Raw genomic sequence first — 19128 nt, forward strand, 5'->3', positions numbered from 1 at the left:
GATATCTTTATGTCCGATTTGGCAAGCGAATTCTGCGCCGACGGGACGCTCCTTATCCCGCCGGCCGGAGATCAAAAAGCCCCCCTGGCGCGACCACCGCGCCATGATCGGGGATAAATCTTCCAATTCCGCCCGGCTTCAGCCTTCGGCGGCCGGCTGCCAGAGCTCGACCTTGAAGCCCGCCGGATCGACCAGCCAGGCGAAGCGCCCGTACTCCTCGTCCTGCCGCCCCGTCGGCTCGACGCCCTCGGCGGCGGCCTTGGCCAGCACGCCGTCGATGTCGTCGACGATCAGGTTGATCATGAACGGCGCCGTCGAAGGCTCGAAATAGCGGGTATCGGCGGGGAACGGCGACCAGTTGGTCATGCCGACCTTGGGATGCGGAAACATCGCCCCGCCCCAGTCCTCGACCTTGATCCCCAGCACCCGCGCGTACCACGCGGCCAGGCCCTTGGGGTCCTCGGCCTTGAAGAACACCCCGCCCAGACCCAGCACCTTGGCCATGCGATCCCCTTCCCTCTTTCCAGGCGCCGACCCCGTCAGGCCGCCACGGGGCTGGCCAGGGGCTCGCCGTGGAAATAGCGGCGCAGGTTCTCCAGGGTCAGGTTGACCATGGCCGGAATGCTGTCGAGCGTCGCGCCCGCCATGTGCGGCGTCAGCACGGTGTGGGGCACGTCGGCCCAGCGCGCCGGCGGCGTCGGCTCCTGCTCGAAGACGTCCAGGGCGGCCATGCCCAGGCGTCCGTCCTTCAGCGCGGCGACCAGGGCCTCCTCGTCGACCAGCGACCCGCGCGACACGTTGACCAGCAGGCCGTGCGGCCCCAGGGCGTCGATGACCCCGGCGTTGACCATGTGACGGTTGGCGGCGTCCGGGCGGGCGCAGACCACCAGGATGTCGCTGTCGCGGGCCAGGGCCAGCAGGTTCTCGGCGCGCGGCCAGGCGGCCTCCTTGGGACGCGGGCCCCACCAGGCGACCTTGACGTCGAAGGCCTCCAGACGGCGGGCGACGGCCTCGCCGATATGGCCAAGGCCGATGATCCCGGCCTTGCGGCCGCGCAGGCCGTGGCGCGCGCCCATGCGGTCCATCGAGGTCCAGCGACCGGCCCGCACCCGGCGGTCGCCCTCGGCGATGCCGCGCCAGGCGCTCAGCAGCAGGCCCAGGGCGTGGTCGGCCACGTCGCCGGCGTTCAGCCCCACCGAGTGGGTGACCGCCAGGCCGTGGGCCCGGCACCAGGGCACGTCGACACCGTCATAGCCGGCGCTGACGCAGGCGATCAGGCCCAGACGCGGCATTTCCGAAAGCAGGTCGCGCGGCAGCACCATCTCGCCGGCGTGGACGATGGCCTGCACCTGCTTGCCCGGCCCCTCCAGGAAAGCCAGGCGATCGGGATAGTCCCACAGGCGATGCACCTCGTAGGCGCCTTCCAGCAGCGGCTGCATCGGCAGCAGCATCTCGTGCGAAAGGACGATGTGGGGCTTCACGACGGGGGTCTGCGACATACGGCTTCTCCAGTCCCGGCGCGCGGCGGACTATCTCCGCCGCCGATCCGCGGGACGATCGTTCTTGGCTGGGACAGGCTACTCCTCTGACGCCCGCGCGCCAGCACTCAACACGCGACGCACGAACATCTGAAGCGCCGCTCTCAACCCGCCATGGTCGCCGACGGTTCCGTGCGCGGCGAAGCTGTGAACGCCTTGACCGCGAAGGGGTTTTATCGACTGGCGCCGAGAACGGCGCTTTAGGGAGAGCTCCCATGTTCACGAAAACCCTCCTGGCGGGCGCAACGCTCGCCCTGATCGCCTCCGGCGCCGTGTCGAGCGCGGCCGTCGCGAACCCGAAGATCAAGGCCTCGGCCGCCGTGGCCTCGCCCAAGCAGCCCATCCCCTACGGCCAGCTGGAAGCCTATTCCAAGGCCTCGCCCAAGCAGCGCGCCACCATGGACTGGTGGGCCGGCGAGGCAGCGACCGGCGCCGCGGCCGACACCTCCGCCACCCTGCCGCCCGCCACGATGAACGGCGCGATGTCCGGCGACGCGGCGGCCAGCACGGCGGTCAATCCGCCCAGCGCCGACGCCCCGCCCTCGATGCCGACGACGCCGCCGACCAACACCCCGCCCGACGACATGATGGCCCCCGATCCGGGCTCCAACCTGCCCGGCTCCGATCCGAACATGCCGCCCAAGGAACCCAAGTAGGCGCGCAAGAAAAAAGGGGCGGCCCCGATGGAGCCGCCCCTCTCTCTGTTTTCGACCTTCGGCCGCCGCGCTTAGCGGGCGAACTTCTGGAACTTGATCCGCTTGGGGATCAGGCTGTCGGCGCCCAGGCGGCGCTTCTTGTCTTCCTCGTACATCTCGAAGTTGCCTTCGAACCATTCGACGTGGCTGTCGCCCTCGAAGGCCAGGATGTGCGTGGCCAGGCGGTCCAGGAACCAGCGATCGTGGCTGATGACCACGGCGCAGCCGGCGAACTCTTCGAGCGCCTCTTCCAGGGCCTGCAGGGTTTCGATGTCCAGGTCGTTGGTCGGTTCGTCGAGCAGGATCAGGTTGCCGCCGGTGGCCAGGGTCTTGGCCAGGTGGACGCGGTTGCGCTCACCGCCCGACAGCAGGCCGACCTTCTTCTGCTGGTCGCCGCCCTTGAAGTTGAAGCTGCCGACATAGGCGCGGCTGTTGATCTCGCGCTTGCCGACGACCATCACGTCGGTGCCGCCGCTGACTTCTTCCCAGACCGTCTTGTTCGGGTCCAGCGCGTCGCGCGACTGGTCGACATAGGCCAGCTTCACGGTCTCGCCGACCTTGATGGTGCCCTGGTCGGGCTGCTCGCGGCCGGTGATCAGCTTGAACAGGGTCGACTTGCCGGCGCCGTTGGGGCCGATGACGCCGACGATGCCGTTCGGCGGCAGGCGGAACGACAGGTCCTTGAACAGCACCTTGTCGCCGTACTCCTTCTCCAGGCCGTTGACCTCGAGAACGACGTTGCCGAGGCGCGGGCCGGGCGGGATCTGGATGTGGGCCTGGGTCTGGGCGGCGCGGGCGTTCTCCTGCGCGGCGACCATTTCCTCGTACGAGGCCAGGCGGGCCTTCGACTTGGACTGACGGGCCTTGGGCGAGCTGCGGACCCATTCCAGTTCGCGGGTGAGCGCACGCTGGCGGGCTTCCGATTCCGACTGCTCCTGGACGACGCGCTTCTGCTTCTGCTCGAGCCAGCCCGAGTAGTTGCCCTCGTAGGGGATGCCCTTGCCGCGATCCAGTTCCAGGGTCCACTTGGTGACCTGATCCAGGAAGTAGCGGTCGTGGGTGACCAGGATCACGCAGCCCGGGAACTCTTCCAGGTGGTGCTGGAGCCAGGCCACCGACTCGGCGTCCAGGTGGTTGGTCGGTTCGTCGAGCAGCAGCATGTCGGGCTTGCTGAGCAGCAGGCGGGCCAGGGCGATACGGCGCTTTTCACCGCCCGACAGGCTTTCGATGTTGCTGTCGTTGGGCGGGCAGCGCAGGGCGTCGATCGCCATCTCGATCTTGGAATCGATGTCCCACAGATCCTTGGCGTCGATGATCTCCTGGAGCTTGGTCATCTCCTCCATCAGCTCGTCGGTGTATTCCTCACCGAGCTGGGCGGCCAAGGCGTTGTACTTGTCGAAGACCTTCTTGTCCTCGCAGTCGGCGATCACGTTGCCCCAGACGTCGAGCGTCGGGTCCAGCTGCGGCTCCTGCGGGAGGTAGCCGCGCTTGACGCCGTCGGCGGCCTTGGCCTCGCCGGAAAATTCCTTGTCCAGGCCGGCCATCACCTTCAGCAGGGTCGACTTACCCGAGCCGTTGACGCCGACCACGCCGATCTTGGCGTCGGAATAGAACGACAGCCAGATGTTCTCGAAGACCTTCTTGCCGCCGGGATAGGCCTTGGTCAGGCCCTGCATCTGGAAAATGTATTGCTGCGCCATGAGGGGCTTTTCGTCTCTCGGGTCGGGGTGCGGGGATCGGCCGCTCAAATAGCGGCTGGGGCCGGTTTGCGCAATCTCGGCCCCTTCACACGTTCGTCGCCGGACTGTCGACCAGGCGACAAATAACCGTCGCAGCCCCGTCGCCGATCCACGTTAGGCGAACAGCCCCAGACGCGCCCCGGCGGCCTCCCCGCCCCCGGCGCACTAGGGGATAGTTCAGATGAAGTCCGCCCTCCTGCTCAGCGCCGCCCTCGGCGCCCTTCTCTTCGCCGCGCCCGTGCTGGCCGCCGAGAACCCAGCGCCCGAACCGGCGCCCGACGCCGCCGCCGAGGTCGAGGCGGTCATCGTCATCGGCCAGGGTCAGAGCCGCCAGGTCCAGATCCTCAACGAGGACAGCATCTCCGCCCAGGCCGCCGGCACGAGCCCGCTGAAGGCCATCGACAAGCTGCCGGGCGTCTCGTTCCAGTCGGCCGACCCGTTCGGCGCCTATGAGTGGTCGACCAGCCTGTCGATCCGCGGCTTCAACCAGAACCAGCTGGGCTTCACCCGCGACGGCGTGCCGCTGGGCGACATGAGCTACGGCAACCACAACGGCCTGCACATCAGCCGCGCCATCGCCAGCGAGAACATCGGCCGGGTCGAACTGGCCCAGGGCGCCGGTTCGCTGGGCACCGCCTCGACCTCCAACCTCGGCGGCACGCTGCAGTTCTATTCGCGCGATCCGTCCGAACAGATGGGCGGCCAGCTGAACCTGACCGGCGGCTCGGAGAACATGCACCGCGTGTTCGCCCGCTTCGAGACCGGCGCCATCGACCAGATCGGCGGCCTGCGCGCCTTCTTCTCGGTCGCCGACCAGAAGACCGACAAGTGGAAGGGCGGCAGCGAGCAGAAGCAGCGCCAGTACGACGCCAAGGCCGTCCTGCCGATCGGCGAAGGCTCGCTGACCGGCTTCTACACCCGCTCGGAGCGCCGCGAGCAGGACTACCAGGACATGTCGTTCGAGATGATCAAGCGTCTCGGCCGCGACTGGGACAACCTGATCCCCAACTGGAATCTGGCGATCGCCGCGGCGCGCGCCTACCAGACCGGCACGGCCCTGCCCGCCCCGTTCGCCACGGTCGACGACGCCTATTACGCCGGCGCCGGCGTGCGTGACGACGACCTCTACGGCGCGATCCTGGCCCTGCCGTTCGGCGACCGCGTCGACTTCAAGGCCACCGCCTACCAGCACAAGAACAAGGGCCAGGGCCTGTGGTACACGCCCTACCTGGCCAGCCCGGGCTTCGGCACGGCCGGTTCGGACGCCGCCCCGCTGTCGATCCGCACCACCGAGTACGACATCGACCGCGGCGGCCTGATCGCCAGCCTCTCGGTCGACCTGGGCGCCCACAAGCTGAGCGGCGGCTTCTGGACCGAGACCAACCACTTCAACCAGGCCCGCCGCTTCTACGCCGAGACCGTCTCGCGTCCGTCGCGCGATCCGCTCGACTTCCAGCAGAACCCGTTCGCCACCCAATGGCAGTACCGGTTCAAGACCGAGACCCTGACCGGCTACATCGAAGACAGCTGGGCCGTGACCGACGCCCTGAAGATCAACTTCGGCTTCAAGGCCATCAAGGTCGAGAACAGCGTCAAGACCGTGGTCGGCAACCCGCTGTCGGGCACGATCAAGAGCGAGGAAAGCTTCCTGCCGCAGGTCGGCGCGGTCTACGCCTTCGGCAACGGCCTGGAGCTGTTCGGCGGCTACACCGAGAACATGGCCGCCTACGTCTCGGCCGCCACCGCCGGTCCGTTCGCCTCGCAGAGCCAGACGGTGGTCGACTACGTCGCCAAGACCCTGGAGCCGGAAAGCTCCAAGACCTGGGAAGGCGGCGTCCGCTATCGTAACGGCGCCTTCCAGGGCGTTGCCGCGGTCTATGACGTGACCTTCGAGAACCGCCTGCTCAGCGCCTCGACCGCCTCGCCGATCCTGGGCCTGCCCGCCGTGCTGTCGAACGTCGGCTCGGTGAAGACCCAGGGCGTGGAACTCGCCGGCGAATACCGCCTGACCGACGCCTGGTCGGTCTACGGTTCGTACACCTACAACACCTCCGAATACGAGGACGACGTCACCAACGGCGACGGCACGATCGCCGCCCGCACGGCTGGCAAGACCGTCGTCAACACGCCCAAGAACCTGTTCAAGGGCGAGGTGAAGTTCGAGCAGGGCGGCTTCTTCGCCCGCCTCGGCGTCAGCTACACCGGCGAGCGCTACTACACCTACGAGAACGTCGGCGGCGAGGTCGACGGCTACACCGTGGCCGACCTGACCCTCGGCTACCGCTTCGACGGCGAAGGCTGGAGCAAGGGCCTGGAGATCCAGGCCAACATCACCAACCTGACCGACGAGGACTACATCTCGACCGTCGGCTCGGGCGGCTTCGTCAACCGCGACACCGCCGGCACGACCATGACCCTGCTGCCGGCCCCGCCGCGCCAGGGCTTCGTGACGATCAAGAAGGCGTTCTAGGCCCTCTTCCGGTCCAGACCGCGCGGCCGGGAGGCGACTCCCGGCCGCGTTTCGTTCAAGCTTCGCCTAAAAAGACCTTCGAAGAGCCCAGGGGAAACGCCCGTGACCGATCTCTCCCGCCGCTCGGCGCTCGGCCTGTCGGCCGCCGCCCTGGCCGTCGCGCCCGCCGCCGCCCAGGCCGTCCAGGCTGTCGTCGATGCGCCCCACCCCGCCCTCGACAAGCCGCTCACCCGCATCGCCTTCGGCTCCTGCGCCAAGCAGGACAAGGACCAGCCGATCTGGGAGGCGATCTTCGCGACCAGGCCCGACCTCTTCATGTTCCTGGGCGACAACATCTACGCCGACACCCGCGATCCCAAGGTGATGGCCGCCAAGTACGCCATGCTGGCCGCCAAGCCGCACTTCAAACGGCTGCGCGACGAAATCCCCGTCGTCGCCATCTGGGACGACCACGATTTCGGCGAGAACGACGCCGGCGGCGACTATCCGATGAAGGCCGAGAGCCGCCGCCAGTTCTGCGACTTCTGGGGCGAGCCCGACAACTCGCCGCGCCGCACGCGCGACGGCGTCTACGCCGCCTACGTCTTCGGCCCCGAGGGGCGCCGGGTGCAGATCCTGCTGCCCGACCTGCGCTGGAACCGCACGCCGCTGGCGGAAAAGACCTTCAAGGGCGGCTACAAGGCCTGGGCCGTCGCCCGCGGCCTGCAGGGCAAGGAGACGCCCGGCCCCTACGACCGCATCCCCGACTACGACGCCACCATGATCGGCGAGCCGCAGTGGACCTGGCTGGAGGCCCAGCTGGCACAGCCGGCCGATCTGCGGATCTTCGGCTCCAGCCTGCAGGTGCTGGCCGACTTCGCCGGCTGGGAAAGCTGGATCAACTACGCCCGCGACCACCAGCGGCTGTTCGAAGCCATCCGCCGCCAAAGGGCCGAGCGCCTCTTCTTCGTCAGCGGCGACACCCACTACGCCGAGGTCTCCAAGTTGGACCTCAACGTCCCCTACCCGATGTGGGACGTCACCTCGTCTGGCCTGACCGAGGTGTGGCCGGTCACCCCGCCCAATGCCCTGCGCGCCTCGGCCGTGCTGCGCGAGCGCAACTTCGGCCTGATCAACATTGACTGGTCCCCGCCCGCCCCCAAGGTCACCGTCGAGATCCGCGACGAGAAGGGCCAGGTGCGCATCACCCAGGCGATCGACGCAGGGACGCTGAAGGTGGGGTGAGTCAGAGACAAAAATCCTCCCCCTCTGGGGGAGGTGGCCCAGCGGGCCGGAGGGGGCAGGCGCGGCGCTAAGACCCCCTCAGTCGCTCCGCGACAGCTCCCCCAGAGGGGGAGCATCTGACGCCCTCTACTGCGGCCTTTGCATCAGCCGCTCGGCGCGGCGGCGCATGGCGGCGGCCAGTTGCAGCAGGGCCAGGGCCGAGGCCTCGTCGCGCTCGGCCGCGCGCATCGAGTAGACGCGGGCCAGCACCAGCAGCGCCTCGGCGCGATCCAGCCCCTCGGCGCCGAACATCTCGGCGATGGAGTTGTCGAGCTCCGCCAGCTGATCGTCGGTCAGCAGGTTCAGCAGGTCGTCGTCGGTCAGGTCTTCGGGCGTGGTGCTCATGTCCGCGCACCATAGCGGGAATCGTGGCGGCTAGGCGACCTCGACGGGACGCGGCTCGGCCAGCAGCGGATTCACCAGCCTCGAAAAGCTCTCATAGGTGAAAGAACCGGCCTTGGCGTGGCGGATCACGCCCTTGCGGTCGATGACGAAGCTGGTCGGCACGGCCTTGTCGATCGTGCCGTAGCCCTTGCCGATCAGCTTGCGCCCGACGGGGAACGACAGCTTGTCGGCCACGCGCTGGACGGCGCGCCGGTCCCAGTTGCTGTCGGACAGCACGGCGTAGATCCGCAGGCCCCGGCTGGCGCTCTCCTGCATGACCCGGTCCATCGCCGGCAGTTCGGCCCGGCACGGACCGCACCAGGTGGCCCAGTAGTTGAGGACCACGACGTCGCCCTTCATGTCGCTGAGCTTGGCGACCTCGTGATCGAAGGTCAGGACCGAAAAGTCGGGCGCGACCGAGCCCAGGGTCGCCTTCGGCGAAGCCCCCAGGGCCAGCGACGGCGCCACGAGGCCAAGGCCGCCCAGGCCCCCGATGATTTCACGCCGACGCATCGTACTCGCAACTCGCCCCAGAACTGCAACTCTAGACCGCGTTATCGCCGGGGTTGCCCAAGGTCAAGCTTGCCGGCGCCATCGATCACCCGCCGCGCAGAACCGACGAAGCGCCGTTCACACGGACAAGCAAAGCGCCTAGGCTCGCGCCATGGACCGTCACGCTTCACTCGCAGCCATGTCCTCCATCGGCCGTCGCGGCCTCCATCGCGAGGTCGAGCCGTTCTCCTTCGGCTGGCTGCCCACCGGAAGCGCCCACGAGATCTATTACGAGGAATGCGGCGCGCCGCGCGGCAAGCCGGCGGTGATCCTGCACGGCGGCCCGGGCGGGGCGATCAACCCGACCATGCGGCGGTTCTTCGACCCGTCGCGCTGGCGCATGACCCTGTTCGACCAGCGCGGCTGCGGCCGCTCGCGACCCAACGCCAGCCTGGACGACAACACCACCTGGAGCCTGATCGCCGACATCGAGCGGCTGCGCGAGCACCTGGGGATCGAGAAGTGGACCGTGTTCGGCGGCTCCTGGGGGTCGACCCTGGCCCTGGCCTACGCCATCAAGCATCCCGACCGGGTCGAGGGCCTGGTGCTGCGCGGCGTCTTCCTGCTGACCCGGAAGGAGCTGGCCTGGTTCTACCAGGACGGCGCCTCGATGCTGTTCCCCGACGCCTGGGAGCGGTTCCTGGCCCCGATCCCGGTCGAGGAGCGCGGCGACCTGATGGCCGCCTATCACAGGCGCCTCGTCCACCCCGACCGCCGCGTCCAGGCCGAGGCCGCCAACGCCTGGAGCCAGTGGGAGGGCGACACCATCTCGCTGCGCGGCCCCGAGGCCCGGCCGCCGAAGTTCAACGAGGAAGACTTCGCCATCGCCTTCGCGCGGATCGAGAGCCACTTCTTCGTCAATGACGGCTTCTTCCCCGAGGACGGCTGGATCCTCAACAACATCGACACGATCCGGCACATCCCGGCCTGGATCGTCCAGGGCCGCTTCGACGTGGTCACGCCCCTGGCCAGCGCCTGGGCCCTGCACCGCGCCTGGCCCTCGGCCCATTTCGAGATCGTCTGGGACGCCGGCCACGCCTCGACCGAACCCGGGGTCATCGACGGCCTGATCCGCGCCACCGAGGCGGCGTACGGACGCTAGGCCGCCTCGCCGATCAACTCGCGCACGTCGATCGCCTTGCAGCCGGCCGCCGCGGCCGCCTGCAGGCCCTGGATGCTGTCCTCGAACACCAGGCAGTCCTCCGGCGCCACGCCCAGCCGGCGCGCGGCTTCCAGGAAGAGGTCCGGAGCCGGCTTGGCCGCCGCCACGTCCTCGACCGTGACGATGGCGTCGAACAGTACGTCCAGTCCGCGCGACTTCAGGCTCAGCCGCACGAAGTCGGACGGACCGCTTGAGGCCACCGCCATGGGCAGGCGGCCGTGGAACTGGCGGGCGATGGCGGTGACCGCCTCGATCTCGGCCAGGCTGTCGATCCCGGCGCTGTAGGCGGCCCAGACCGCCTTCATCACCTGCCCCCGGTCCAGCGTCTGGCCGACCTCCTGCTCGAAGGCGTCCATCAGCATGTCGCCGGAAAAGCCGCCCCGTTCCAGGTACCAGGACGCCTCCATCGCATGGCCCGTCGACCTCAGGCCCGCCGGCCAGGCGACGGCGTAGAGGCCCAGGCTGTCGACCAGGGTGCCGTCGCAATCGAAGATCAGGGCCTTGGTGTCGGGGAAACGCGCGTTGATCACTGGATGTCCCGGTTGCGGCCGCGCGAGGAGGAGCGCGGCGCTTCTGGCGCGCTTCTATAGACGAGTCTTGCGGCGCCGTTGCGGCGCTGTGTCACCCGCGCAGCTGATGCCCGCGCCGGCGGATCGCCAGACTCTCCCAGCCGCCGACCAGCACCAGCACGCCGGTGGTCAGCAGCGACAGCACGAGCGGCGAGACCAGCGGCGAGACGGGGATCAGCAGCAGCAGGGCCGCCATGCCCGCCCCGCGCGACGGCGACCAGATGCGGAACACCGCCCGCTTGAACAGCACCCCGCCCAGCAGGAACAGCAGCGGCCCGCCGATCAACGCGGCCGAGATCTTGGGGTCGGCGTGGCCCACCGGATGGTGGATCACCCACTCGTCGCCGACGGCGGCCACGATGATCCCCGCCACTGGCAGAAGGTGGCTGTAGGTGTAGGCGATGCGCGCCACCCGGCCAGGATCGTCCGAATGGCTGATCGCCTGGCTGGCGGCCTCGGCGGTGAACGAGAAGTAGATCCACCACATGGCGATGCTGGCGACGAAGGACGAGGCGAACGAGGCCGCCACCACGGGCGTCCACTCCAGCCCCGCGGCGGTGGCGCCCATCACCAGGATCGACTCGCCCAGGGCGATGATCGTGAACAGGGCGCAGCGCTCGGCCAGATGCGCGCCCTCCACCGTCCAGTCGGCGGTTTTGCTGCGGCCCAGGCCCGGCGTCCAGAAGCCGGCGGCCGGCGAGGCGTACTCGATGGCGATGGCCGCGGCCCAGCAGGCCAGGCGCGCCTCGTCGTGCAGCAGACCGCCGCTGATCCACAGCACGCCCGACACCGACAGCCAGGCGGTGATGCGCAGGAAGTTCAGCCGCAGCCCACGGTCGTGACGCACGCTCCAGGCCGTGAACAGGCTGCGCCCCACCTGGATGCCCACATAGGCCAGGGCGAACAGAAGGCCCCGCCCCTCGAAGGCCGTGGGGATCGACATGGTCATCACCATGCCCGCGGCCATCACCAGGAACAGCATGATCTGGACGGGCGGCCGCTCGGGATCCAGCCAGTTGGTGACCCAGGCGGTGTAGATCCAGGCCCACCAGACGGCCATCAGCAGCAGGCCGGTCTCGAGCAGGCCCATCAGGCTGGGGTGGCCGATCAGCCCGTGCGACAGCTGGGTGATCGCGAACACGAACACCAGGTCGAAGAACAGCTCCACATAGGTCACCCGCGCGTGGCCGCCCTCGCGGATCCGCAGCAGGCCGCCGCCCCTGGTCTTGCTCATGATCGCTCGCGCCTTTCCGCCCGGAATCGAACCCCAGCCTAGAACGAATCCCCGGCTCGAACGCTATGTGGACATGAAGCCGCTCGACCTCTTGAAGACACGGGCCGCCATCGTCGGCCTCCCCGTCGCCCTGACCCTCGGCGCGATCGCCGGCGTCGCCATGCAAATCGGCCCGCAGGAGCCCGAGCCCCAGCCCTTCGCCGAGGCCCACGGCAGCCAGTACGCCGAGGCCGCGCCCATGGTCTGGCCCGCCGGCAAGGTTCCCGACTACGTCATCGGCCAGGATTTCCTGCGCCCGCCGGTCGACGAGACCCCGGTCGTGCTGACCTCGGCCGACATGGCGCAGATGGGCCTGATCGAACCCGCCAGCTACGAGCCGGCCGAACCGACCGACGCCGACATCGTCTCGGCCTCGGGCGCCACCACCGCGATGCTCGACGACCAGCCGACCGTCCCCACCGAACCCGCCGACGCCCCGCGGCGCAGCTTCGCCTCGACCTCGGGCGACATCCTCGACACGCGCCTGCCGGAAGAGGTGGTGGCCGGCCCGCCCGCGGCGACGCAAACCGAGCTCGCTCTTAGGTACTGATCCTTCTCCCCTTGCGGGAGAAGGTGGCGGCCGCAGGCCGACGGATGAGGGGTCGAAAGCCCTATCCATAGAATTCTGAGAGACCCCTCACCCGACCTCGCTCCGCGAGGCCACCCTCTCCCGCAAGGGGGAGAGGGTGGCCACCATACCGGCCCTCCCCTTGCAGCCTCCCGTCCATGCGACCGGTAACTGTGCCGTTTCGCGCCACACGGGAACGACCATGGACGCCGCGGCGCCGGACAGGATCGAGGAGGAAGGCGGGCTTTTGCGCACGCTGGAAGCCTGGGCCTGCGGCTTTGTGCTGTTCATGCTGTCCAACGCCCTGATCGGACCGTTTCTCGATCCGGAACAGGCCGGCGGCGAGGACATGCCGATCCTTCGCCTGATGTGGCTGCCGGTCTATGCGCTGATCCTGGCGCTGGTGCTGTGGCGCGCGCCCCGGCTCGCGAAGTTCTGGCTGCCGGCCGGGATCCTCAGCCTGCTGGTGTTCTGGGTGTTCGCCTCGGCCTCGTGGTCGTTCGACCCGGGCACCACCAACCGCCGCGCCCTGGCCGCGGCCTTCACCACCCTGTTCGGCTTCTACTTCGCCGCCAGCTTCGACGGCCGCCGCATGGCCGAGATCCTGGCGACCACCTTCCTGGTGCTCGGCGCCGGCGGCCTCCTGGCCGCGATCGCCTATCCGAAGATGGGCGTGCAGCACGACATCAACGCCGGAGACTGGCGCGGCCTGTGGTTCGAGAAGAACCAGATGGGCGCGATGATGGTCTACGGCGCGCTGGGCGCCATGGCCGCCATCCTGGCCGGAACCCGGCATCGCAGGCTGTTCATCGGCGCCATCGTGCTGTGCGCCTTCATGATCGTGATGAGCAAGTCCAAGACCTCGCTGATGGTGCTGCTGATCGGCCTTACGGGCTCGGGCCTGCTGGGCATGATGCGGCGCGGGCCGGCGACGGCCATCACCATGGTCTGGCTGGGCGTCACCGTCATCGGCGGGGCGGCCATCGTCATGTGGCTGGCGCCCGAACTGCTGTTCAAGGCGCTCGGCAAGGACCCCACCCTGACCGGCCGCACCGAGATCTGGGACGCCCTGATGCGCCAGTCGGCCAAGGCGCCGCTGACCGGCTACGGCTACGCGGTGTTCTGGCGCGACGACTCCGTGCCGGCGCTGTTCATCCGCAAGGAGACCGGCTGGAACGTGCCCACCGCCCACAACGGCTGGCTGGACGTGCTGGCCCAGCTGGGCTGGATCGGCGTGGCCCTGTCCGCCCTGGTTCTGGGCCTGCCGCTGCTGATCGCCCTGGGCCGTTTCGACAAGGTGCGCGACGGCTACTGGGCCACGCTGTTCCTGGTCATCTTCCTGATCACCACCTTCTCGGAAAGCTTCATCCTGGAACGTAACGGCATCGCCTGGGCCCTGGCCTGCGCGGCCGCCACGCGCCTGCTCGGACCTGCGCTTGGCCTCGCCGCCGCCCCGCGCGCCGAGCGCCAGAGGCGCCCTCGCGAGGAGCCGCCGCTGACCTGGCGACTGGCGCCGCCCGACCCCGCGCCGGAAATTTGGAGCCCCGCCCCCGCTTTCGGACGCCGGACGGTCTCGCCTTTGGCCTCGCGTCCGACTATTGGAGCGGCATGACCGACTACACCCACCAGCAGATCGTCGCCCGCGGCGCGCGCGCCGACGCCGAAGCCGCCGCCGACGCCATCGACAACATGCCCGGCCTGGAAGGAGCCACCTACTCGATCCTGGAAGAGGACGAGGACAAGGGCATCTGGCGCATCGACGCCTTCCCGACCACCGAGGACGAGGACGCGGCCCTGCTGGAGTTGCTGGGCGGCTATCCGCTGAAGGTCGAGCGCGAGGCCCTGGCCGACGCCGACTGGCTGGCCATGGCGCTGTCGGGTCTGCCGCCGGTGCGCGCCGGGCGCTTCTTCGTCTACGGCATGCACGACCGCGGCCGCCTGCCCGCCAGCACGGTCAACCTGCGCATCGAGGCCGGCGCGGCCTTCGGCACCGGTCACCACGGCACGACGGTCGGCTGCCTGCAGGCCTATGACCGCCTGATCAAGGCCAAGAAGTTCAACAAGGTGCTCGACGTCGGCGCCGGCACGGGCCTCTTGGCCATCGCCGCCGCCCGCACGGGCGCCAAGCTGGCCGTCGGCACCGACATCGACAAGCCCAGCGTGCGGATCTCCAAGGAGAACGCCAAGGTCAACATGGCCAACGCCCGCTTCGTCCACGCCTCGGGCCTGTCCAACAAGCTGGTGGCGCAGAACGCTCCCTACGACCTGGTGTTCGCCAACATCCTGGCCCGCCCGCTGATCAGCCTGGCCCAGGACATCAAGCGCGCCCTGGTTCCGGGCGGCACGGTCATCCTGTCGGGCCTGCTGCGCACCCAGGAACGGATGGTCAAGGCCGCCTACCTGTCGCGCGGCTTCAAGGTCGTCAACCGCATCCACCGCGACGCCTGGGCGACCCTGGTCCTGCAACGTCCGTAAGCATTCGCGCCGCCCCTCGGCGACGAGGGGCGGAACGCCTGCGCTTGGCTCCACGTTTTCCCGGACAACATCGTTCGAGGAAACGACCATGACCTACACCGATCCTTCGCTTCAGCCCCAGGCCCCGCGAGCGCCCGAGCGCGTGGTCGAGATCCGTCGGGAGTCGAGCCCCCTGGGCTGGCTGGTCGCCGGCGTCGTGGCCATCGTGGCCGTGATCGCCGTGGCCTTCATGCTGACTTCGCGTCCGATGGACGCCAGTTCCGACCAGATCGCCCAGGCCCAGGAACAGGGCCGCGCCGCCGGCCTGGTCGAAGGCGCGCAGGTCGGCCTGCAGACCGGCGCCGACCAGGCCCGCCAGGCCGCCGAGGCCTCGGCCCGCGAAGCCGCCTCCGCCGCCGAGAGCGTGCGCCGCCAGACCGAGATCCAGGCCCAGACCGCCGCCGACGCGGCGCAGGACGCGGCCGCCACGGCTCCGGCCACCACCGACGGCACGGCTCCGTCGCCCCAGGCCGATCAGCCGCAATAACGCCCCTTTCCAGTCTGGCGCATGCGGCATACATCGTTCGACATGCGCCAGACCTTCGATGAATCCACCGATCCGGGCTTCGGCCCGCGCCACGTTCCGCTGATCCGCGAGGCCATGGCCCGCCAGGGTCTGGACGGCTTCCTCGTGCCGCACGAGGACGAGCACCAGAACGAGTACCTGCCCGCCGCCAACGACCGCCTGGCCTGGGCCAGCGGCTTCACCGGCTCGGCCGGCGCCGGCGTGATCATGAGCGACCGCGCCGCCGTGTTCGTCGACGGCCGCTACACCCTGCAGGTCCGCGAGCAGGTCGACCAGGGCGTGTTCGAGATCCGCGACCTCGTCGAGGGCGGCGTGCCGGCCTATCTGGAGACCGCCAGCAAGGGCGCGGTCATCGGCTATGACGCCCGCCTGCACAGCCCGGCCGCGCTGGACGTGCTGAAGGCCGCCGCCGCCCGCGCCGGCGCCACGCTGAAGCCCGTCGTCGCCAACCCGCTGGACGAGGCCTGGGGCGGTCAGCGCCCGGCCCAGCCGCAGGCCCCCGTCGTTCCCCACCCCGTGCAGTACGCGGGCGAGGAAAGCTCGGCCAAGCGCGCCCGGGTGGGTTCGGGCCTCGCCTCGACCTTGGGCGCCGACGCCGCGGTGATCACCGCCCCGTCCTCGATCGCCTGGCTGTTCAACATCCGCGGCGGCGACGTCATCCGCACGCCCCTGCCGCTGGCCCAGGCCGTCCTGCGCGCCGACGGCAGCGCCCGCCTGTTCCTCGACCCGGCCAAGGTCACCGAGGACCTGCCGGCCTGGCTCGGCAACGAGGTCTCGCTGGAAGCGCCCGAAGCCCTGGAAGGCGCCCTGGCCGACCTCGCGGGCAAGAGCGTACTGGTCGACCCGGCCCAGTCCTCGGCCTGGTACTTCGACACCCTGGTCGCCGCCGGCGCCAAGGTGGTGCGGGGCATGGACCCCTGCACCATGCCCCGCGCCTGCAAGAACGACGTGGAGCTGGACGGCACGCGCGAGGCCCACCGCCGCGACGGCGCGGCCCTGACCCGCTTCCTGCACTGGCTGGCAACCGAGGGCCAGGTCAGCCCGCCGGACGAGAAGGAGGCCGTCGCCAAGCTGGAAAGCTTCCGCGAGGCCACCGGTGTACTGAAGGATCTGTCGTTCGACACCATCGGCGCGGCCAACGGCCACGGCGCCCTGCCCCACTATCGCCCGACCGAGCGCTCCAACGAGCGCGCCGCCCTGGGCTCGCTGCTGCTGGTCGACAGCGGCGGCCAGTACCTGGACGGCACCACCGACGTCACCCGCACGGTGGCCATCGGCGAGCCTTCGGCCGAGATGGTCCAGCGCAACACGCTGGTGCTCAAGGGCCACCTGGCCATCGCCCGCCTGCGCTTCCCGGCCGGCACCACCGGCTCGGCCATCGACGCGCTGGCAAGAATGGCCCTTTGGGCTCATGGGCTGGATTACGACCACGGCACCGGCCACGGCGTCGGCGTCTATCTGGGCGTCCACGAGGGCCCGCAGCGGATCAGCAAGGCGCCCAACACCATCGCGCTGCAGCCCGGGATGATCGTCTCCAACGAGCCCGGCTACTACAAGGACGGCGAGTACGGCATCCGCATCGAGAACCTGGAAGTCGTCATGCCCGCCGAACCGGTGGCCGGCGGCGACCGCCCGATGCACCGCTTCGAGGCCCTGACCCTGGCCCCCATCGACCGCCGCCTGGTCGACAAGGCGCTGCTGACGACCGAGGAAGTCGCCCAGTTCGACGCCTACCACGCCCGCGTGCTGAAAGAGATCGGCCCGCGCGTCGAGCCGGAGATCCGGACCTGGCTGGAAGAGGTGTGTCAGCCCCTGTGATCCCTCTCCCCTTGCGGGAGAGGGTGGTCCCCGCGAAAGCGGGGATCGGGTGAGGGGTTGCACGAACAGAAACGCCGCGAAAGCCGATCAGCTTTCGCGGCGTATTGCGTTTGAGAGACCCCTCATCCGTCAGCTTCGCTGACACCTTCTCCCGCAAGGGGAGAAGGATGGTTCTTACTTCACCCGGGTCCAGGTCTGGGTCTTGCACAGCGGCGCGACCACGCAGCCCTTCAGCTTCAGGGTGTTGGCGTCGGTCATGGTGATGGTGCCCGAATAGGTCGCGCCGTCGTCGGCCTTGTAGACCTTGCCGCCGGTCCACTTGTCGGGACCGCCGCTGAAGCCCCACAGCAGCTGCAGGCCCTTCAGCGGACGCGTGCGCAGCGACGGGTCCTTGTTCTTCTCGTCCTTGAGCGTCGGGTTCTTCTTGATGTTGTCCGAGGTCAGCAGCTTGCCGCACAGGCTGTTGCCGCAACGGCTGATCTCGACCTGGCCGCCGTTGGTCTCGGTCTGCCAGAGGCCGGTGATGTCCGCGGCCATGGCCGGCGCGACGAAGGCGGCGCTGGCGACGGCGGCGAGGATGGCGGTCCTGAGCATTTTGAATGCGACTCCCTAGAAGCCACGCGTTTGGAACGCGCGTTTTATCCCTCGTCGCCTATCTCGCCGCGAACGGCAAGGCGATTTCAGGGCATGCCATTCAAGGCAGGGGCGTAACCATCGCTTGCGCCGCCTGGTTCCGCTCGCGCTTCTTGCCCCAGCCGGCGGTCGCCTTCTCCAGGCGGGGTTTCAGCCAGTCCTGCAAAGGCGCGTCGACCAGGCGCTCGAAGATCCAGGCGAATACCAGAGCCGCCGGGAAGGCCATGGCCCAGATCGCCCAGTGGGCGGCCTCGTGCAGTTCGACCTTCTGGTCCAGCTGGCGCTGCAGCGCGAACCAGATCGCGCCGACGAACTGGTTGGTCAGATACAGCGAGAACGACAGCCGCCCGCCGGTCTTGGCCCAGCCCCAGCCGTTCTGGGCCGAGCCGCTGGCGGCGAAGATCAAGAGGCCAAGCAGGGCCAGGCTCGGATAGGCGAACTCGCCGACGATGTTCAGCACCACGAAGCCGACCACCGCGAAGACGGCCAGGGCGTCGGCCAGCTTGGGGCCGATCACGACCTCGCGGGCCAGGCGGGCGATCAGCACGCCCATCAGGAACAGCGGAATGGCGCGGTAGAGGCCGTTCTTCAGGTGCAGGTGGAACGACGGCAGGCCAAAGGCCTGGCGCGAGAACGCGTCCACGGCGACGAACACCGCCACGCCGGCCAGCAGCGCCATCCAGGGCGAGCCGATCCTGCCGAACGCCCGCCAGATCGTCGGAAACAGCGCGTAGCAGACCAGCAGCGCCGACAGCGTCCAGGTGGGCATGTTCCAGCCCGACGGACCCTGGAAGCCCCAGGTCTGGATGAGGAAGATCTGCTGGGGCAGCTGGTCCCACTGGTACCATTGCGGATTGCGCGGCTGCATGCCCAGCGCCGTGGTGCCCAGCACCAGCGCCACGAAGGCGGCGATCATGACCAGGTGCGCGGGCCACACCCGGCCGATGCGCTTGATCAGGAAGGCGCCGTCGTGGATCTGCCCGGCCGACACCCGCGACCCATAGGCCCGGCCCAGCACGTAGCCCGACAGCATCAGGAAGAAGTCGGTGGCCAGATAGCCCCGCCCGAACGCCGGGTGGATCGCGAACAGCGAGACCGGCGCCTGCTCGGCGTAGTGATAGACCACGATGAAGAAGGCCGCGAAGAAGCGCAGCGCGTCCAGCGGCCCGCCGCGGGACAGCGGACGCGCGACCTTGGCCGTGTTTGCACCAGTATCGGACATGGCGGACTCCTTCGGGCAGGAAGGAGCAAAAGCGGCGCCAGGATCAAGCGCGAAGTCGCTTCGCCGACATAAGATCCTCCCCCTCTGGGGGAGGTGGCCCAGAGGGCCGGAGGGGGTCAGCGCGGCGGCAAGACCCCCTCAGTCGCTCCGCGACAGCTCCCCCAGAGGGGGAGCATCTCGCATCACGAACCTCCCCCTGTGG

Annotated in this window: 18 protein-coding genes; 9 read left to right on the forward strand and 9 right to left on the reverse strand. The window is 69.2% G+C overall.

From position 1 onward, the window contains the following. Positions 1-138: 138 nt before the first annotated feature. Positions 139-504, reverse strand: coding sequence for a VOC family protein (locus G5B46_RS22780; RefSeq protein WP_165262771.1), 366 nt, complete (start codon positions 502-504; stop codon positions 139-141). A 35-nt stretch (positions 505-539) separates the two neighbouring features. Then, positions 540-1499 (reverse strand): 2-hydroxyacid dehydrogenase, encoded by a 960-nt coding sequence (locus G5B46_RS22785; protein WP_165262773.1) that lies wholly within the window; start codon positions 1497-1499, stop codon positions 540-542. 254 nt (positions 1500-1753) lie between these two features. Here G5B46_RS22785 and G5B46_RS22790 point away from each other — a divergent pair, with 254 nt between their 5' ends. Next, positions 1754-2194, forward strand: a complete 441-nt coding sequence (locus tag G5B46_RS22790; RefSeq protein WP_165262775.1) for a hypothetical protein — start codon at positions 1754-1756, stop codon at positions 2192-2194. A gap of 71 nt (positions 2195-2265) precedes the next feature. On the opposite strand, the gene ettA is transcribed toward G5B46_RS22790, so the two are convergent. Then, complete coding sequence (gene ettA / locus G5B46_RS22795) at positions 2266-3933, reverse strand: energy-dependent translational throttle protein EttA (RefSeq protein ID WP_165262777.1); 1668 nt, start codon at positions 3931-3933, stop codon at positions 2266-2268. Between the two features lie 220 nt (positions 3934-4153). Between ettA and G5B46_RS22800 the strand changes: the two genes are divergently transcribed. Together G5B46_RS22800 and G5B46_RS22805 are read left to right on the forward strand one after the other, a co-directional pair. After that, on the forward strand, positions 4154-6442 hold the full coding sequence (locus tag G5B46_RS22800) for a TonB-dependent receptor (protein ID WP_165262779.1): 2289 nt from the start codon (positions 4154-4156) through the stop codon (positions 6440-6442). Positions 6443-6544: 102 nt separating this feature from the next. Next, on the forward strand, positions 6545-7666 hold the full coding sequence (locus G5B46_RS22805) for an alkaline phosphatase D family protein (RefSeq protein WP_165262780.1): 1122 nt from the start codon (positions 6545-6547) through the stop codon (positions 7664-7666). 126 nt (positions 7667-7792) lie between these two features. Here G5B46_RS22805 and G5B46_RS22810 read toward each other — a convergent pair whose 3' ends face one another. Together G5B46_RS22810 and G5B46_RS22815 are read right to left on the reverse strand one after the other, a co-directional pair. Then, positions 7793-8050 carry a low temperature requirement protein A gene (locus tag G5B46_RS22810; RefSeq protein WP_101716585.1) on the reverse strand — a complete coding sequence of 86 codons (258 nt, stop codon included), beginning with the start codon at positions 8048-8050 and terminating at the stop codon, positions 7793-7795. A 30-nt stretch (positions 8051-8080) separates the two neighbouring features. Then, positions 8081-8602 carry a TlpA disulfide reductase family protein gene (locus tag G5B46_RS22815; RefSeq protein WP_165262782.1) on the reverse strand — a complete coding sequence of 174 codons (522 nt, stop codon included), beginning with the start codon at positions 8600-8602 and terminating at the stop codon, positions 8081-8083. A gap of 151 nt (positions 8603-8753) precedes the next feature. On the opposite strand from G5B46_RS22815, the gene pip reads away from it, so the two are divergent. After that, positions 8754-9743, forward strand: a complete 990-nt coding sequence (gene pip / locus G5B46_RS22820) for a prolyl aminopeptidase (RefSeq protein WP_165262784.1) — start codon at positions 8754-8756, stop codon at positions 9741-9743. Here pip and G5B46_RS22825 read toward each other — a convergent pair. Next, the gene (locus G5B46_RS22825) at positions 9740-10333 is read right to left on the reverse strand and encodes an HAD family phosphatase (RefSeq protein ID WP_205691832.1); all 594 of its coding nucleotides are present in this window, start codon (positions 10331-10333) and stop codon (positions 9740-9742) included. The genes pip and G5B46_RS22825 overlap by 4 nt on opposite strands. A gap of 91 nt (positions 10334-10424) precedes the next feature. Beyond that, positions 10425-11606 (reverse strand): low temperature requirement protein A, encoded by a 1182-nt coding sequence (locus tag G5B46_RS22830; RefSeq protein ID WP_165262786.1) that lies wholly within the window; start codon positions 11604-11606, stop codon positions 10425-10427. A 73-nt stretch (positions 11607-11679) separates the two neighbouring features. On the opposite strand from G5B46_RS22830, the gene G5B46_RS22835 reads away from it, so the two are divergent. The 5 genes from G5B46_RS22835 to G5B46_RS22855 all read left to right on the forward strand — a co-directional run bounded on the left by G5B46_RS22835 (position 11680) and on the right by G5B46_RS22855 (position 17071). Next, the gene (locus G5B46_RS22835; RefSeq protein WP_165262788.1) at positions 11680-12195 is read left to right on the forward strand and encodes a hypothetical protein; all 516 of its coding nucleotides are present in this window, start codon (positions 11680-11682) and stop codon (positions 12193-12195) included. A gap of 220 nt (positions 12196-12415) precedes the next feature. Continuing rightward, positions 12416-13825: an O-antigen ligase gene (locus G5B46_RS22840; protein WP_165262790.1), complete on the forward strand. Its 1410-nt coding sequence runs from the start codon at positions 12416-12418 to the stop codon at positions 13823-13825. Continuing rightward, positions 13822-14688, forward strand: coding sequence for a 50S ribosomal protein L11 methyltransferase (locus tag G5B46_RS22845; protein WP_165262792.1), 867 nt, complete (start codon positions 13822-13824; stop codon positions 14686-14688). The genes G5B46_RS22840 and G5B46_RS22845 overlap by 4 nt, the downstream gene beginning before the upstream one ends. An 88-nt stretch (positions 14689-14776) precedes the next feature. Further along, positions 14777-15214 (forward strand): hypothetical protein, encoded by a 438-nt coding sequence (locus G5B46_RS22850; protein ID WP_165262794.1) that lies wholly within the window; start codon positions 14777-14779, stop codon positions 15212-15214. A gap of 42 nt (positions 15215-15256) precedes the next feature. Beyond that, complete coding sequence (locus tag G5B46_RS22855; RefSeq protein ID WP_165262810.1) at positions 15257-17071, forward strand: aminopeptidase P family protein; 1815 nt, start codon at positions 15257-15259, stop codon at positions 17069-17071. Positions 17072-17245: 174 nt separating this feature from the next. Here the strand turns inward: G5B46_RS22855 and G5B46_RS22860 are convergent, their stop codons facing one another. Both G5B46_RS22860 and G5B46_RS22865 read right to left on the reverse strand, forming a co-directional pair. Then, on the reverse strand, positions 17246-17665 hold the full coding sequence (locus G5B46_RS22860) for a DUF2147 domain-containing protein (RefSeq protein WP_165262796.1): 420 nt from the start codon (positions 17663-17665) through the stop codon (positions 17246-17248). Positions 17666-17765: 100 nt separating this feature from the next. Beyond that, complete coding sequence (locus G5B46_RS22865) at positions 17766-18926, reverse strand: acyltransferase (RefSeq protein WP_165262798.1); 1161 nt, start codon at positions 18924-18926, stop codon at positions 17766-17768. Between the last annotated feature and the right edge of the window lie 202 nt (positions 18927-19128).

Source organism: Caulobacter sp. 602-2, from assembly GCF_011043625.1.
Classification (GTDB): domain Bacteria; phylum Pseudomonadota; class Alphaproteobacteria; order Caulobacterales; family Caulobacteraceae; genus Caulobacter.

Coding starts and splice junctions, on each gene's coding strand:
- G5B46_RS22850 (WP_165262794.1), top strand. CDS start 14,777: ATGACCTACACCGATCCTTCGCTTCAGCCCCAGGCCCCGCGAGCGCCC.
- G5B46_RS22855 (WP_165262810.1), top strand. CDS start 15,257: ATGCGCCAGACCTTCGATGAATCCACCGATCCGGGCTTCGGCCCGCGC.
- G5B46_RS22785 (WP_165262773.1), bottom strand. CDS start 1,499: ATGTCGCAGACCCCCGTCGTGAAGCCCCACATCGTCCTTTCGCACGAG.
- G5B46_RS22790 (WP_165262775.1), top strand. CDS start 1,754: ATGTTCACGAAAACCCTCCTGGCGGGCGCAACGCTCGCCCTGATCGCC.
- G5B46_RS22840 (WP_165262790.1), top strand. CDS start 12,416: ATGGACGCCGCGGCGCCGGACAGGATCGAGGAGGAAGGCGGGCTTTTG.
- G5B46_RS22810 (WP_101716585.1), bottom strand. CDS start 8,050: ATGAGCACCACGCCCGAAGACCTGACCGACGACGACCTGCTGAACCTG.
- G5B46_RS22860 (WP_165262796.1), bottom strand. CDS start 17,665: ATGCTCAGGACCGCCATCCTCGCCGCCGTCGCCAGCGCCGCCTTCGTC.
- G5B46_RS22865 (WP_165262798.1), bottom strand. CDS start 18,926: ATGTCCGATACTGGTGCAAACACGGCCAAGGTCGCGCGTCCGCTGTCC.
- pip (WP_165262784.1), top strand. CDS start 8,754: ATGGACCGTCACGCTTCACTCGCAGCCATGTCCTCCATCGGCCGTCGC.
- G5B46_RS22845 (WP_165262792.1), top strand. CDS start 13,822: ATGACCGACTACACCCACCAGCAGATCGTCGCCCGCGGCGCGCGCGCC.
- G5B46_RS22835 (WP_165262788.1), top strand. CDS start 11,680: ATGAAGCCGCTCGACCTCTTGAAGACACGGGCCGCCATCGTCGGCCTC.
- ettA (WP_165262777.1), bottom strand. CDS start 3,933: ATGGCGCAGCAATACATTTTCCAGATGCAGGGCCTGACCAAGGCCTAT.
- G5B46_RS22815 (WP_165262782.1), bottom strand. CDS start 8,602: ATGCGTCGGCGTGAAATCATCGGGGGCCTGGGCGGCCTTGGCCTCGTG.
- G5B46_RS22830 (WP_165262786.1), bottom strand. CDS start 11,606: ATGAGCAAGACCAGGGGCGGCGGCCTGCTGCGGATCCGCGAGGGCGGC.
- G5B46_RS22780 (WP_165262771.1), bottom strand. CDS start 504: ATGGCCAAGGTGCTGGGTCTGGGCGGGGTGTTCTTCAAGGCCGAGGAC.
- G5B46_RS22800 (WP_165262779.1), top strand. CDS start 4,154: ATGAAGTCCGCCCTCCTGCTCAGCGCCGCCCTCGGCGCCCTTCTCTTC.